The organism is Formosa undariae, from assembly GCF_042427615.1.
Lineage (GTDB): Bacteria > Bacteroidota > Bacteroidia > Flavobacteriales > Flavobacteriaceae > Formosa > Formosa undariae.
The window spans coordinates 34,265-50,199 of the sequence record NZ_JBHMEZ010000031.1 but is presented as its reverse complement, the minus strand read 5'-3'; the positions used below and the strand labels follow the sequence as shown (position 1 = coordinate 50,199).

The 15,935-nt window shown below is 34.2% G+C and carries 14 protein-coding genes; 4 read left to right on the top strand and 10 right to left on the bottom strand.

The genetic code is table 11. The annotated features are described in order from the left end of the window. Positions 1-43: 43 nt before the first annotated feature. The 6 genes from katG to ACFFVB_RS16765 form a co-directional block, all read right to left on the bottom strand. Positions 44-2,347, bottom strand: coding sequence for a catalase/peroxidase HPI (gene katG / locus ACFFVB_RS16790; protein ID WP_382384386.1), 2,304 nt, complete (start codon positions 2,345-2,347; stop codon positions 44-46). 953 nt (positions 2,348-3,300) lie between these two features. Then, the gene (locus tag ACFFVB_RS16785) at positions 3,301-3,558 is read right to left on the bottom strand and encodes a DUF6952 family protein (RefSeq protein ID WP_382384385.1); all 258 of its coding nucleotides are present in this window, start codon (positions 3,556-3,558) and stop codon (positions 3,301-3,303) included. Positions 3,559-3,630: 72 nt separating this feature from the next. Continuing rightward, complete coding sequence (locus ACFFVB_RS16780) at positions 3,631-3,939, bottom strand: thioredoxin family protein (protein WP_382384384.1); 309 nt, start codon at positions 3,937-3,939, stop codon at positions 3,631-3,633. Positions 3,940-4,008: 69 nt separating this feature from the next. After that, the gene (locus tag ACFFVB_RS16775; RefSeq protein WP_382384383.1) at positions 4,009-4,647 is read right to left on the bottom strand and encodes a peroxiredoxin; all 639 of its coding nucleotides are present in this window, start codon (positions 4,645-4,647) and stop codon (positions 4,009-4,011) included. A gap of 139 nt (positions 4,648-4,786) precedes the next feature. Next, positions 4,787-6,271, bottom strand: a complete 1,485-nt coding sequence (gene nhaC / locus ACFFVB_RS16770; protein ID WP_382384382.1) for a Na+/H+ antiporter NhaC — start codon at positions 6,269-6,271, stop codon at positions 4,787-4,789. 154 nt (positions 6,272-6,425) lie between these two features. Next, positions 6,426-7,628: an aminotransferase class I/II-fold pyridoxal phosphate-dependent enzyme gene (locus tag ACFFVB_RS16765; RefSeq protein ID WP_382384381.1), complete on the bottom strand. Its 1,203-nt coding sequence runs from the start codon at positions 7,626-7,628 to the stop codon at positions 6,426-6,428. A 157-nt stretch (positions 7,629-7,785) separates the two neighbouring features. Between ACFFVB_RS16765 and ACFFVB_RS16760 the strand changes: the two genes are divergently transcribed. From ACFFVB_RS16760 to ACFFVB_RS16750, 3 genes are all read left to right on the top strand, one after another. Then, positions 7,786-8,244 (top strand): Lrp/AsnC family transcriptional regulator, encoded by a 459-nt coding sequence (locus ACFFVB_RS16760; protein WP_382384380.1) that lies wholly within the window; start codon positions 7,786-7,788, stop codon positions 8,242-8,244. Between the two features lie 122 nt (positions 8,245-8,366). Further along, positions 8,367-9,767 carry a dihydrolipoyl dehydrogenase gene (gene lpdA / locus ACFFVB_RS16755; protein WP_382384379.1) on the top strand — a complete coding sequence of 467 codons (1,401 nt, stop codon included), beginning with the start codon at positions 8,367-8,369 and terminating at the stop codon, positions 9,765-9,767. Positions 9,768-10,018: 251 nt separating this feature from the next. Further along, the gene (locus tag ACFFVB_RS16750; RefSeq protein ID WP_382384378.1) at positions 10,019-12,166 is read left to right on the top strand and encodes a prolyl oligopeptidase family serine peptidase; all 2,148 of its coding nucleotides are present in this window, start codon (positions 10,019-10,021) and stop codon (positions 12,164-12,166) included. Between the two features lie 37 nt (positions 12,167-12,203). On the opposite strand, the gene ACFFVB_RS16745 is transcribed toward ACFFVB_RS16750, so the two are convergent. Continuing rightward, positions 12,204-12,920: a LytR/AlgR family response regulator transcription factor gene (locus ACFFVB_RS16745; RefSeq protein ID WP_382384377.1), complete on the bottom strand. Its 717-nt coding sequence runs from the start codon at positions 12,918-12,920 to the stop codon at positions 12,204-12,206. Then, positions 12,907-13,977 carry a sensor histidine kinase gene (locus tag ACFFVB_RS16740; protein WP_382384376.1) on the bottom strand — a complete coding sequence of 357 codons (1,071 nt, stop codon included), beginning with the start codon at positions 13,975-13,977 and terminating at the stop codon, positions 12,907-12,909. Before ACFFVB_RS16740 ends, ACFFVB_RS16745 begins: the two co-directional genes overlap by 14 nt. 189 nt (positions 13,978-14,166) lie before the next feature. On the opposite strand from ACFFVB_RS16740, the gene ACFFVB_RS16735 reads away from it, so the two are divergent. Beyond that, positions 14,167-14,568, top strand: coding sequence for a MotA/TolQ/ExbB proton channel family protein (locus ACFFVB_RS16735; RefSeq protein ID WP_382384375.1), 402 nt, complete (start codon positions 14,167-14,169; stop codon positions 14,566-14,568). An 82-nt stretch (positions 14,569-14,650) separates the two neighbouring features. On the opposite strand, the gene ACFFVB_RS16730 is transcribed toward ACFFVB_RS16735, so the two are convergent. Next, entirely contained in the window at positions 14,651-15,136 is a 486-nt protein-coding gene (locus tag ACFFVB_RS16730; RefSeq protein WP_382384374.1) for a threonine/serine exporter family protein, read from the bottom strand. 1 nt (position 15,137) lies between these two features. After that, positions 15,138-15,905, bottom strand: coding sequence for a threonine/serine exporter family protein (locus ACFFVB_RS16725; protein WP_382384373.1), 768 nt, complete (start codon positions 15,903-15,905; stop codon positions 15,138-15,140). Between the last annotated feature and the right edge of the window lie 30 nt (positions 15,906-15,935).

The window sequence follows — 15,935 nt, the reverse complement described above, 5'->3', positions numbered from 1 at the left end:
AATTGAAGCCGCTATTATTTTAATATGCTCTAGTGTTCTGATTTTATTTTAAATCGAAACGGTCTGCATTCATTACTTTATTCCATGCTTTTACAAAGTGATTTACAAATTTCTCTTTGTTATCGTCTTGTGCATACACTTCAGAATACGAGCGTAAAATAGAATTAGAACCAAATACTAAATCCATACGCGTAGCGGTCCATTTAACAACTCCCGTTTTACGATCTCTAATTTCGTAAAGACCTTTTTCGATAGGTTTCCATGTGTTACCCATATCTGTTAGGTTTACAAAGAAATCGTTAGTTAAAGCACCAACCTTATCTGTGAACACACCATGTTTTGTATTGTAATAGTTTGTTCCTAACATTCTCATTCCTCCAACAAGCACTGTCATTTCTGGTGCAGTTAAGCCCATTAATTGAGTACGATCAAGCATTAACTCTTCAGGACTTACTACGTATTCCTTTTTAGTATAATTACGGTATCCATCTGCTAAGGGTTCTAACGGTGCAAAAGAATCTGCATCAGTCATCTCGTCTGTAGCATCACCACGTCCTGGAGTAAATGGGACATCAATATTTAAACCGCCAGCTTTTATTGCTTTTTCAACTCCAACATTACCCGCCAAAACAATAGTATCAGCAATACTAATTCCAAATTCAGTTGCAATAGGTTCTAGCACAGATAATACATAGGCTAAACGTTGTGGTTCATTTCCTTCCCAATCTTTTTGCGGTGCTAAACGAATACGTGCACCATTTGCTCCACCACGCTTATCAGATCCACGGAAAGTACGTGCGCTATCCCAAGCTGTATTTACCATTTCAGGTATAGACAATTCTGAAGCTGCTATTTTGTTTTTTACTGCCGCAACATCATAATCGGTTTTTCCTTTTGGAATAGGATCTTGCCAAATTAAATCTTCCTGAGGTACGTCTGTACCAATATAATTTGTTTTTGGTCCCATATCTCTATGAGTTAATTTAAACCAAGCACGCGCAAAAGTTTCTGAGAAATACTCTTGATCGTTCATGAATTTTAATGAGATTTCCTTGTAAATAGGATCCATTTTCATAGCCATATCTGCATCAGTCATCATCGGATTGTGACGGATACTAGCATCTTCAACATCTACAGGTTTATCTTCATCTTTAATACTTACTGGTTCCCATTGCAAAGCTCCGGCAGGACTTTTAACAGATTCCCATTCGTGATTGAATAGCATTTCAAAGAAACCACCATCCCATTTTGTAGGGTTCGTTGTCCATGCGCCTTCAAGTCCGCTAGTTACTGTATAGCGACCTTTTCCAGATTTCGTTGGATTGCTCCAACCTAATCCTTGTTCTTCTACATTTGCAGCTTCGGGTTCTGGGCCTAAAATACTAGCGTCTCCATTACCGTGTGTTTTTCCTACGGTATGTCCTCCGGCTGTTAAAGCCACAGTTTCTTCATCGTTCATTGCCATGCGTGCAAACGTTTCACGAATATGAGCTGCAGTTTTTAACGGATCTTGTTTTCCGTTTACACCTTCTGGATTTACATATATTAATCCCATTTGCACGGCTGCTAAAGGATTTTCCATTGTTGAAGGCGTGTCTACATTACTATAACGTTCGTCACTTGGTGCCAACCATTCTTTCTCGGCTCCCCAATAAGTATCTGTTTCAGGATTCCAAATATCTTGACGTCCGAATGCAAATCCGTAGGTTTTTAATCCCATATCTGCATAGGCAATAGTTCCTGCTAGAACTATTAAATCTGCCCAGCTTACTTTATTACCATATTTTTTCTTGATAGGCCAAAGTAATCTTCTCGCTTTATCTAAACTAACGTTATCTGGCCATGAATTTAAAGGAGCGAAACGTTGGTTTCCTGTTCCACCACCACCGCGACCATCAGAAATTCTGTAGGTTCCAGCAGAGTGCCATGATAAACGAATAAATAATCCACCATAATGTCCCCAATCTGCAGGCCACCAATCTTGACTATCCGTCATTAAAGCATGCATGTCCTTTTTTAAGGCCTCTATATCTAATTTTTTAAGTTCTTCATGATAATCGAAATCTTCTCCTAGAGGATTTGTCTTCGTATCATGCTGATGTAAAATATCAAGATTTAGAGCATTAGGCCACCATTCCATTACAGAATCTTTACTAGAGGTGTTTCCTCCATGCATGACAGGACATTTTCCTGCTGATGCGCCATGACTACTTGAATGCTCATCGTTTTCTTCTGAAATAGGATCAGCCTGATCTTTGTGTTGCTGCTGTTGTTGCTGTTCCAATTGTTGATGGTGCGGACATTGACTAATGTCTCCAGTTGGCTTTGAATTTTTATCGTTTTCCATATGTGAAAGTTTAGATGTTTTGTATTTGCTATAGATCAAATATACCCTAGTTCGTATTTATAAATTGAAAGATTTAATTTTCATATTCTATTTAGCTATAAGTGTAATTGATTGAAATTTGTTTTAGTATAATTTATTATTATCAACGATTGGTTTCCTCTAAAATTAAAATAAAAACACAAGAAATTTAAATATTAAGGTTAAATAATTGGTAATATGATAATTTAAGATCGTTTTGACTTCTTAGAATTTAAGATTCCATCATAATTTTAGTGGTTTCGAACATCTAAGTCGAGGAAATATTTCTAGCCTTTCAGAAAATGACTAGTGCAGAATTGTTCTAAATACTTAGTAAAGGGCAAGCCATTTTAAGAGTCTATGTTTTTTGAGAAATGAAAAGAGAGTAGGAGGCTTGGACCGTTTTAAATTTTTCAATTTATTTTTTTGGGTTCATTCCTAATTGTTGTGTTTTTTCAGAACCTGGAGGGGGCAGAAAAAACGCTACTTTTTTATGTTCTCGACTACGCTCGAACACCGTGTAAAGAGATGTTTTTTAATATTTTACATGCAATCTAGAAGATGCGTTAAAAAATTAAGTACTGAGCACTTAAATGATATTCGAGCATTAGTTAGAAAGAATAGTAATATTCTGAAGAAACTAGCAAACGAAGTTTGTCGAGAACCCCGATGATAATCTATAAACAATTTTCCTTTGCTTTATTTAGTAATGTGATTCGTGATTGTAAAATGTTCTACAAGTGCCTTTGGTAATAATAGCTTCAGAAGGTTCATTTACAAATTCAGTGTTTTTCTATAAATATCAAATATAATTTTGGAGAATGATTCATTTTTTTGTGGTTCCGTTTGCACTATAATATTCTGAGTTTACGGTATAAAAAAATCCCCTTTTCCAAATGAGAAAAGGGGATTTTAAATTTTATAAGAGGTTGTTCTTATTTGTCTATAGAACCTAAAACACGTTTCATAAAACTATTTAAAGCTTCTTTTTGTGGGGTACCATTTTTAATCATGGTATTTACCTCAAGTGCTCCGTACATGTTAGAGATTAATTCCCCAATAACATCTAGTTCTTCATCTTTTAATGATGATACTTCAGTTAGAGCTTCAAGTGTTTCTATTGTTTCGTTTACGAAATCTTCGTCGTTCTCCTCAATAAATTGAGTCAGGTGTTTAATTACTGGTAACTTCATTCCCTTCTTCCGTCTTCCCAAAGGGAAGAAACTAAATTAATGGTTATTATTTTATTTCCGTAAAAGGAAACTTTACACTACTTCGTCAACAAGTTCTTTCAAAACGTCAAACTTATTGGTTTGTACTTGATTTACAAATTCACCTTTTTTAAAGGTTGCAAAAGTAGGCAAGTTATCAACGTTTGCTAATTTTCTTGATTCCGCGAATTTTTCAGCATCAGCAATTACGAAAGTAACATTTTCGTTTTCAGTAGCTAATTTTTTAAATTTCGGTTTCATAATTCTACAATTACCACACCAAGTTGCAGAAAACTGTACGACAACTGTATCATTACTAGATACAATTTCACTTAAATTGTCTTGTTCTAATTCTTGTACCATAACAGATGATTTTTTTAGATTACCATCCTTTAACGAAAAAGGATGGTATATTTTGAGAGTGTTGAGTGCTTAGTTTTTTGCTAAATATGCAGCAGTACCTTTAGCATTGGCTTGCATTGCATCTTTACCTTCTTCCCAGTTTGCTGGACAAACTTCACCATTTTTTTGTACGTGAGTTAACGCATCTACAATACGTAAATATTCATTAACATTTCTACCTAATGGCATGTTGTTAATACTTTCGTGTTGTACAATACCGTCTTCATCAATAATGTAAGTTGCTCTGTAAGTTACGTTGTCACCTTCAACAAGTACTACTCCTGTTTCTTCGTTATACGTTTCGTTAGAAATATCTAAAATTCCTAAAGTAGACGCTAAGTTTCTGTTAGAATCTGCTAAAATTGGGTAAGTAACACCTTCAATTCCACCGTTATCTTTTGCAGTGTTTAACCATGCAAAGTGTACTTCTGGAGTATCGCAAGATGCACCAATTACAATTGTATTTCTTTTTTCGAATTCTGCAACAGCAGCTTGAAATGCGTGTAATTCAGTAGGGCATACAAAAGTGAAATCTTTTGGGTACCAAAATAAAACTACTTTTTTCTTGTTGTTAACTGCTTCTTCTAGAACGTTTACTTTAAAAGTATCGCCCATTTCATTCATTGCGTCAACGTTTAAATCTGGAAATTTTTTACCTACAAATGCCATAATATCTATATTTTTAAAATTGTTAATTTTCTTATGCAAATATAGGACTCTATGTGTATTTAAAGTGTGAACAAAATTTTAAATTTTTATAACGCTATAAGATTTTCTTATACTTAGTTTGAAAAATGATAGTTTTTCGTTATTTGTCAGATAGTTGTTTAATTTTTATTTTGAAGGCTGCAAAGATTAAAGTGGTAAACGGACTTAAATAATTGAAGAAGGCGTAACCGGCATAATGAAATGTATCTACTCCTAATACGCTACTCTGGTAAGCTCCACAAGTATTCCATGGTACTAAAACAGAAGTTACTGTTCCGGAATCTTCAAGCGTTCTACTTAAGTTTTCAGGAGCTAATCCTTTATCCTCGAATGCTTTTTTATACATTCTACCAGGAATTACAATTGCTAAATATTGATCACTAGCAATAGCATTTAATCCGATGCAACTAATTACTGTACTTGCAAATAATCCGAATACAGAATCGAACATGTTTAATACAGCTTTACTAATTCTTGCCAAGGCTCCAATCGCATCCATAATACCTCCAAAAACCATGGCACAAATAATTAACCAAATGGTTCCAAGCATACCATACATTCCTCCAGAAGAGAATAAATCATTTAATTCTGCACTATCTGTAGCTACCGAAGTATCTACTGTAATAGCCGTCATTATACCTTTATATGCCGTTAGAAAATTAAGTTCCGTAGCGCCAGTAATTGATTTTACTATTTCTGGTTGAAAAATTAATGCAAATACACCTCCTAATAAGGTACCAACTAATAATGCAGGTAATGGTGGAGATTTTTTAATGATCATGAAAATTACAACTGCGGGTACTAAAAATAACCAAGGCGATATATTAAAGGAATGATCTATAGAGGCAAGCATTGCCGTAGTATCTGTAGTTCCATGAACATCTAATGAAAAACTGATAATAATAAACAATATAAGTGTCACGATTAGAGTCGGAATCGTCGTATACGTCATATACTTTATATGCGAGAATAATTCTCCTCCAGCCATAGCAGGAGCAAGGTTTGTGGTATCACTTAAAGGCGACATTTTATCTCCAAAATACGCTCCAGAAATTACTGCTCCAGCAGTCATTCCGTGGTCAATGCCTAAGGCATTTCCGATACCTACTAATGCAATACCAACGGTTGCAGACGTGGTCCAACTACTCCCTGTGGCCACCGATATAATGGCACAAATAATAACACAGGCGGGTAAGAAAATCGTCGGATTTAAAATTTGTAATCCGTAATAAATCATGGAAGGAATAATTCCACTAATTAGCCAAGTTCCAGCTAAAGATCCTACAAATAACAGTATGAGTAAAGCACCGGTAGTCGATTTAATATTTTCGGCAACTTCTTCTATCATTTGGTCGTAAGAGACGTTGTTAAAAAAGCCAACTATGGCAGCAACGGCTGCTCCAAGTAATAAAAGAAACTGATTACTTCCACTTAAAGCATTATCTCCAAAGGCATATTTTACATTGTAAAACAACATAATTACTAAAGCTAAAACAGGGATTAAAGCCTCCCAAATAGTTAATTCTCTGTTTTCTACAATTTGGTCGTCTTTGGGTGTTGTGGGCTTTATGTCTTGGCTTTCCATGCGGTGTTGTTACGGTTATATTAAGATTTGTAATGTTACGATTTTAGTCGCTTATGTGCAAATACGGGCCGAGATAAACAAAATTTTTAAAAAACGGACATAAAAAAAACACTTCTAATAATAGAAGTGTTCTTAAGTTTAGAATAGATAATTTCTAGTCTAATATTTCTAATTCTACAATGCAGTCGTGCATCATTTTATAGGTGCGTTCGATATCGGCATCTAAACCTATAGAAAACCGAATTAAACCATCGCTTAATCCCATTGCTTTTTGTTCGTCTTCTGGAATTTCTGATGAAGTTGAGCTTCCAGGTGCTGAAAATAACGTTTTATAAAAACCTAAACTCACGGCTAAGTAGCCTAAGTTTTTATGTTGCATAAGTTCCATTAGTGCGTTGGCTTTTTCAATAGAGCCCACATCAATGGTTAGCATGCCTCCAAAACCATATTGAGTATTCATCATGGTTTTAAATAACTCGTGAGAGGGATGAGATGCTAATCCTGGATAGACGGTTCTTAATCCGTTAGCTTCAAACTTTTCTGCCAAGTACAATCCGTTTTTACTATGCTGTTGCATACGAAGGTGAAGCGTTCTCAGGTTTTTTAAAACCGATGCAGATCTCATGCTGTCCATTGTAGAGCCTAAAAGCATAGCCGCACCGTCATTTACACTTCTTAACTGATTAATAAAATCTTGAGTACCGCAAACGACACCGCCAACAGTATCGCTACTTCCGTTTATAAATTTCGTTAAACTATGTATTACCACATCAGCTCCCAGTTTTGCAGGAGAAATACTTAATGGTGAAAACGTATTATCGACTACCAATTGTAAATTATGCTTTTTTGCAAGTGCAGCTAAACCTTTAATATCTGCGATCTCTAATAGCGGATTACTCACACATTCACAAAAGATTATTTTAGTGTTGGGAGTAATCGCAGCTTCTACACTATCTAATTTTGTAATGTCTACAAAAGACGTTTTTATGTTGAATTTCGGTACGAAATTTTTAAGAAAGGCATAGGTGCCGCCGTAAATGGTTCTGCTAGAAACAACATGATCTCCAGCGCCACAATTTTGTAGTAAAACAGATGTTATGGCTCCCATTCCTGAAGCGTAAACATTTGCAGTTTCTGTACCTTCCATGGCCGCTAATGCTTCACCTAAATATAAGTTGGAAGGGGAAGAGTGACGTGAATATAAATAACAGCCATCGGTATTCCCTTCGAATGTATCGAACATGGTTTTAGCCGATATAAAGGTGTAAGTAGATGAATCTGAAATGGAAGGATTTACACCTCCGAATTCTCCGAAATATTGTAAATCTTGGATGCTGTTTGCGGGTTTAAATGCCATTATTTTGTTTTTAGATGAATATCAAAAATGATAAAATTTAGTATATTTATCAATGGTTAGTGTTTTATTTAGATTATTAGACTGATTATTGGTTGTAAAATAGTTTTATGTTTGGTTTAGTGCTAAGTTTATTCATTCTAATAGAAAATTTTTCAATATGACTTTTGATGCCATCGACAGACAACTCATTACATTACTTCAGATAGATAGTAAACAGACTAATAAAGCCTTGTCTACCAAACTAAATTTATCCGTGACAGCTGTTTACGAACGAATTAAAAAATTAGAGAACCAAGGGGTTATAGATAGGTATGTAGCTTTGGTAAATAAGGACGAAGTACAGAAATCATTTGTAGCGTATTGTCATATAAAATTAGAAAAACACAGTCAGGATTATGTGGTGCAATTTGAAAAGGAGGTTGCTAATTTAGAAGAGGTCATGGAGTGTTATCACATAAGTGGTGATTACGATTATTTGTTAAAAGTGATGGTAAAAGACATGGTTGCTTTTAGGGAATTTATGGTAAATAAACTCACAACAATTAATCATATTGGAAGTACCCATAGCATGTTTGTTATTAATGAAGTGAAACACAGCACTGTAATTCCTGTGTAATGGCAGATTAACTTTGATGTATTCTCAAAAAAAAGCTTAAAATTTTAATAATGTTAAGCGAGTAAACCTCTGTAAATTTGTATTTTTGTGTACCATTTAAAAAAAGAATCAAAATAAACTTTATGAATTCATACGATGTAGCCATTATTGGTTCAGGACCTGGAGGATATGTAGCAGCAATTCGTTGCGCACAACTAGGCATGAAAACTGCAATTATAGAAAAATATTCAACACTTGGGGGAACCTGCTTAAATGTAGGATGTATTCCTAGTAAAGCCTTACTAGATTCTTCTCATCATTACGAAGATGCGATTAAGCATTTTGAAGAGCACGGAATTGAAATTCCTGGTGAAGTAAAAGTAAATCTTGAAAAAATGATTGCGCGTAAGCAGTCTGTTGTAGACCAGACAACTGGTGGGATCGACTTCTTGATGAAGAAAAATAACATTGATGTTTATCAAGGTTTAGGTGCATTTAAAGATGCGACTCATATTACAATTTCAGGTGACGAAACTGTAGAGATCGAAGCAAAAAACACAATTATCGCAACAGGAAGTAAGCCTTCAAGCTTACCGTTTATCAATGTCGATAAAGAACGTATCATTACGTCTACTGAAGCTTTAAAACTTAAAGAAATTCCAAAACACTTAATCGTAATTGGTGGTGGTGTTATTGGTTTAGAATTAGGACAAGTTTACAAACGTCTTGGTTCTGAAGTTTCTGTAGTAGAATTTATGGATCGTATTATCCCTACTATGGATGCTGGCTTATCTAAAGAACTTAATAAAGTTTTAAAGAAGCAAAAATTCAAAATGAATGTGTCTCACAAAGTAAAATCTGTAGAGCGTGTTGGTGATGAAGTTATTGTGAAAGCAGATAACAAAAAAGGAGAAGAAGTCGAGTTTAAAGGAGACTATTGTTTAGTATCTGTTGGACGTCGTCCGTATACAGATGGATTAAACGCTGAAGCTGCAGGAGTGAAACTTACAGACCGCGGACAAATAGAAGTTAACGATCATTTACAAACTAGTGCTTCTAATATTTATGCTATTGGTGATGTTGTAAAAGGTGCAATGTTAGCGCATAAAGCTGAAGAAGAAGGTGTATTTGTTGCTGAAACTTTAGCAGGGCAAAAACCACATATCGATTATAACTTAATTCCAGGTGTAGTTTACACATGGCCAGAAGTTGCAACTGTTGGTAAAACGGAGGAGCAATTAAAAGAAGCTGGAGTAGAATACAAAGTTGGATCTTTCCCTATGCGTGCTTTAGGTAGAAGTAGAGCAAGTATGGATTTAGACGGATTTGTAAAAATTCTTGCAGATAAAACTACAGATGAAATCTTAGGTGTACATATGGTTGGTGCTCGTGCTGCCGATATGATTGCCGAAGCTGTTGTAGCGATGGAATACAGAGCTAGTGCAGAAGACGTATCTAGAATGTCTCATGCGCATCCTACATTCACAGAAGCGATTAAAGAAGCGGCTTTAGCTGCAACTGGAGATCGTGCTTTGCATATCTAAAACACAGATTTAAATTATATTTAAAAGGCTTTCCTTATTTTAGGAAAGCCTTTTTTTTGTTGAATAAACTAAAACCATTGCTGTCTGTAAGTCGGGGGAGTAGTTTGTGGTTTTAAAATTTTAATGTAGGTTGATTAATAGATAAGATTATTAATTAATAAGGCATCAAAAAAAGCATAATTTCCTTAGCGGTAGTTGTTAAATTTAATATTTTTATTATCCCAAATCGAATACCTTAATAAGGTCTATTTATGTCTAAATTTTACGCTTTTACCTTACTATTCTTTATTGTATCTCAGTTATCTGCTCAAAAACAATACGAGTATGAGTTAACTCCAAAAGATTCGAGTACAAACACCTATTTTAATACAACACTAAGTGATCCCTATCAATGGATGGAAAATCCAGCAGATCCCAGACTCGCTAATTGGCTAGAGGCTGAAACGAAGCTTACCAAAAAAGTAAAAAGCAGATATTTAAAGACCTTAGATTTAAAAGATCAAATAGCGGCTATGTATTATGGTGTTAAGGAGCAAAAAATTAAAGGATATGTAGAAAAGGATAAAGCCAATAAGAGTAAGTACGAATTTAAGTATAAGACACAAAATAGCAATCGATTTCCAAATTTGTATTACAGAGAAAGAGGAGATAAGAATTACAGAATTTTAGTGGATATTAAAAAATTCATGAAAGACCAAGGTAAGAATATTGCTATCATGGGCTATGATATAAATGAAGAGTACGATTTAGTGGCGATTAGGTTATCTCAAGAGGGTAGTGATTGGCAAGAATTGTTCTTTTTTTATCTGAGTAACGGACAGCAAATCCATAATTCGCTTAAATATATCAGGAGTGGAAGCAATCTTGTTTGGGATAAGATGAACCTGTATTACGACAGATATGATGCGCCTAAAGATAATCGTGCACATTTGGATAAAGCTGTAGGTCAGAAATTATACTATCACAAATTTGGTGATACTCAAGACAAAGATAACATGCTTTATGCTAATAGCGCTCAGAGCAATACAGAAGAATTTATCTGTTTCGAGTTAAATGAAAAATTATTTTTCTATAAAACGTTAAGTCATAAAAATAAAGAATATCGCGCACTTGCAGTAGCCGAAAAGAATGATTCATTACTTAATTTAAAGAATTTTCTTATCTATCCGTATAGCAGTACCATTAACATAACTATAGAAGAGGCCTTTGGTGATAAAATACTTTTAAGAACTAATTGGGAAGCTCCAAATGGAAGAGTTCTTATTGTCGATACAAATAACCCTAATAAACCCTCAGAAATTGTTCCTGAATACGATGTGTTTTTAAAACAAGTAAATCGGTTAGGTAACGATAAATTTGTGTGTATTTATAAAAACGGAAACCGTGATCTTGCTTTGTTTTATGATTTAGAAGGGAATTTATTACACAAAATTGATTTTCCAGAAGGGAAAAAAGTCAACGGACTTAGAGAAAATAAGGAAGATGTAGAATTCACAGATTTTTATGTGTCTTCATTTTATCATCCCGACTTATACTATCAACTTTCTTTAAAAAACTTGACATTTAAACCGAGTTTATCGGTATCCGTACCTTACGATCCAGAATCGTTAGAAACACGATATGTAAAATACAAGTCCAAGGATGGAACAGAAATCCCCATGTATATTACGTGTTTAAAAACAACAGAACTCAATGGTGAAAATCCGACTTTACTTTACGGTTATGGAGGTTATGGCACCACAGTAGAGCCCGCTTTCGATGAGTCTAGAGCATTGTGGTTACTTCATGGAGGTATTTTAGCTATTCCAAATGTACGGGGTGGAGGTGCAGAAGGTTCAGACTGGAGCCTTGAAGGTAGACGATTAAAAAAACAAAATGGAATAGACGATTTTATTGCGGCGGCAGAATACCTTATTCAGGAAAAATATACCAGTTCAGAGCATTTAGGAAGTAATGGTGGCTCTCATGGCGGCTTATTAGTTAGTGCGGCGGCAATACAAAGACCTAATCTGTTTAAAGCTGTAGTTGCCGAAGCTGGGCCATACGATATGTTGCGTTTTGAAAATTTTACCGTGGGCTCTGCCGCTACCAATATTAATGAATTTGGAAGCACAACCAATGAAGCCGATTTTAATAATTTGTGGTCATATTCACCTATGCATAATATTAAAGCAGGTATTAAGTATCCAAATTATCTAGTAATGACTGGGGAAAGTGACGATCGTGTGCCGCCTTTGCATACGTTTAAATTTTTGGCTACACTTCAAGAAAAGGCAAGTCCAGAATCTTTATATCTCATGTATTTAATTCCAGGTGCAGGGCATGGCGGACCATTGTCTTTTAACGATTGGTTCGATAAGGTGTTGTATAAATACGCTTTTTTATATCACTTTCTGTAATACATTGAAATGTAGGAAGTGTCAATCTTGTAACCTATTAATACCGTTCTAAAAGCTCTAAAACCTCTTTTTTATAACTTCTGCTAATGGGCAATGCTTGGTTTAAAATGGTAACATGTTCGTTAGTAAACGAGGTAATATTTTTTACTGAAATAATATACGAACGATGAATTCTTAAAAACTGTTTTAAAGGAAGTTTAACTTCAATAGCGCTAATGGTCTCGCGAGTCACGATGGTGGAATCTTGTAAATGAATTTTTAGATAATCGCTATAGCTCTCTATATAAACAATAGCGTCAAAATCGATTTTTATCATTTTCCGGTCGGAACGCACAAACATAAAATCTGATGCTTCTGCCGGTGGAACATTACTATGTTGGGATTCGGTATAGACTTCAAAATAATTATTTACGGCCTTCAATAATCGTTCGAAAGGGATGGGTTTTAATAAATAATCTACAGCCTGAAGTTCGAAACCTTCAACCGCATAATCGCGATAGGCTGTGGTAAAAATTATTTTTATACTGGGGTTAATGGATTTTGCAAACGAAATTCCTGAGATTTCTGGCATATTTATATCTAAAAAGACCAAGTCAATTTTATGATTACTAATCTGATTAAATGCTTCAATGGCATTACTACAACTCGCAACAACCGTAATGTTGCTAATTTTAGATAGGTGCGATGCAATTACTTCTCTAGCGATGACTTCATCATCTACAATAAGGCACGATATGGTTTTATTGGTTTTCAAAAGTGTCTTCAGTTTTTAATGTTAAACGGACCTTAAATGTGCCTTTAGTATTTAAAATAGACAGTGTATAGGTATCCTTGTAAAGCATATCTAAACGTTTTTTTATGTTTTCTAGTCCAATACCGGATTTGGTTTCAGAAGATGATTCACTTGTATTTTCAATATAAAAATAAATCATGTGGTCTTTAAACGATAAATCAATTTTAATATAGAGTATGCCTTGTTTTAAAACACCGTGTTTAAAGCTGTTTTCTATAAAAGGAAGAAAAAGCATGGGGGCAATTTTTGAAGTCTCGGGGATGTTTTCAATATTGAAATTGATATTCAAGGTTTTGTTGAATCGAAGTGATTCTAACGCAATATAATCTTGAATGTGATTAATTTCATCTGTCAATAATACAAATGGTTTATCGATTTGATAAAGTAAATAATCTAATAAATTCGAAAGTTTTAAAATCATTTCAGGCGTTTCATCAGCCTTTTTTAATGAAAACCCATACATCGTATTTAAGGTGTTAAATAAAAAGTGAGGATGAATCTGCATTTTTAGATACTGTAATTCCTGTTCTTTCAGCTTCAGTTGTGTTTCAAGAATTTTGTGCTCTAATTTACTGGTGTTTTCAACTTGTTTTAAATTCAACTTTAATAATTTAAAAGCACTCACTATAGTGGTTACCAAATACACACCAATCATGACAAATAATAAATTCTGACTTACAGGTGCCATATTATTGTATTCGAAATGCGATAAATATATGAGCCCGTAAAAAATGGAAAGTATAATAAGGTAAGACGAAATAATGAAAGTGTACAAACTATACAATCCGAAAAGGGCATACTTTTTCAGCATTAAATAATCCGGAATCAGTTTGTAAATAAACACGTAAGTTGTCGCAATTGTAATGGGCATTAAGAACAGCGAGAAAGAGAGTACGTAGCTCATGTCGCTACTTCCAGAGCCAAAGAAATACGTGTAAAATAACAAGACACCACACCAAAATAGGATGTGTAGACCAAGTCGGCCTAATTGTTTTAATATAAAATGTAGTGTTAACATAATTTCAATCTTATACAATAATACTATATTTTTGAAATGCTGAGGTGTTTTAGAGACGAATTACAGAATTAGCAACCGATTTAACAAGCCGGTTAAAAAAAGACCTAATTTGGTAGTCCGTCGCATTAAATATAATGATGCGCTATTTGAATGTAGTTTTGAAGTCTACTAACTATAATATATTTTACTATGTATGTTTTAATTATGCAACAACAAGGTTTTTTTACACAATTAGCTAATCGTTTTAGTGAGGGTGGTGTTTTATTTATGTCTTTAATCCTAATCTGTTTAGTGCTGTCTTTTTACTTTTTAATTAGCGGATTCTATCTAGCGAAAAGGAATGAAGTGAAATCTAGAAAAATGATTGGTCTTGTAAGTGACTCTAGTTTATTAGGATTGGTAATCGGTTTTTTAGGTTCTATAATAGGATTAATTACTGCTTTTGATGCTATTGAAGGCATGAATTCGATATCTTCTGGGATGCTAGCAGGAGGTTTAAAGGTCTCTTTTTTAACGACGCTTTTTGGAACTTTAGTCTTCGTGATTTCTAGAATAGGAATCTTAATCTATAAGTGGATGTATAAATTTTAAAGTCTATTATTTGAAATAAACTAAAACGGGCTCAATTATATAATTGAGCCCGTTTTAGTTCTTATTAAAATTGAAAAGATCATTACTCCATTTTCTTAACTGTGTTTTTTCTTAAGAGTAGCAAAGGAAGAGAAATTCCGATAGCAATAGATATAAGTATAAAAACCATGGTTAGGCCATTAGAAAATATATCACTAATTAGCTCTGCTTTCTTTAAAGGGTCTTCTTCAATAAAAAGGAAATTCATTATAGCTAATATGGTTTCGTAAGCAAAGTATCCAGGAATCATAGGTATAGCTGGAGGAATACAAAAAACGACAGGTGGATGATGAATTTTATGTGCAATGGGCATGCCCACAAAGCTGACAAATAGAATGCCTAAAAAGGTTGCTATAATAATGTTTACTCCAAAATGAATGAGCGTAAACTTTATAAGCCCGGCAAAAAAGCCCAAGGCAAATACAGTAAATATTGTGGATTTAGGGATGTTAAATAAAATACCAAATCCGACTGCGGCAATGCCAGACCAAATAGAAACTTCGATAAGTTTAAAAAGTATTTCTGCCATGTTAGTTTAAATTAAAAATTAACATTGAAATAAATAAACCTAGTGCTATTGCAAGTACCATCATAGAACCCGTAGTGAATCTAACCAGTCCGTTTATAATATTGTTATCCAAAAAATCGGTAAAAGAATTTATTAAAGGCACTCCAGGAACAAGGTATAAAACTGAGGTTGCTAATGCGGTTGCTGGTTTTGCTCCAATATCGAGTTTAATTCCAATAGAAGCAATCGATGAGGCTACCAGAGAGCCTATAAAAATTCGGAGATATACATTGTAGTTTTTTCGATGTGTATATTGTAAAACCAGTAGTCCTATAAAGGTGCTTACAAAAGAGACTAACATATTTAAATAATCGCCTTTAAAAATATTACAAAAACCTGCGCCGGCTAGGCTTACAGCTATAGTAACTATTATTTGAGGATATCTTTTAAGTTGTTTTATTTCTTCAATCTTACTAGAAATCTGATCGTATTTCCAGTTTTTTTCTAAAGCTTTCCAGCTTGTTTTACTTACGGCAGATATTGCTGAGAAATTAAGCGTAAGTCCTGGAATGTTTTTTACACGTGTACAACTCTCGGAAGAATTTTCTCTATACAACGTCATGATCATACTTTTCTGACTAATAAAAAATGAAGCGTTATAGCCAAGGCTATCTGAGAATCTTTTAATGTTTAAATTTACACGATTGGTATTTGCTCCAGACACCATTAAAAAGGAAGCAATCTCTAAAAGGAGGTTTGTTGCTTTTATTAAATCTTTTGAAGAATCCATATAAGATTAAAATACATTTTACAAGTGTAA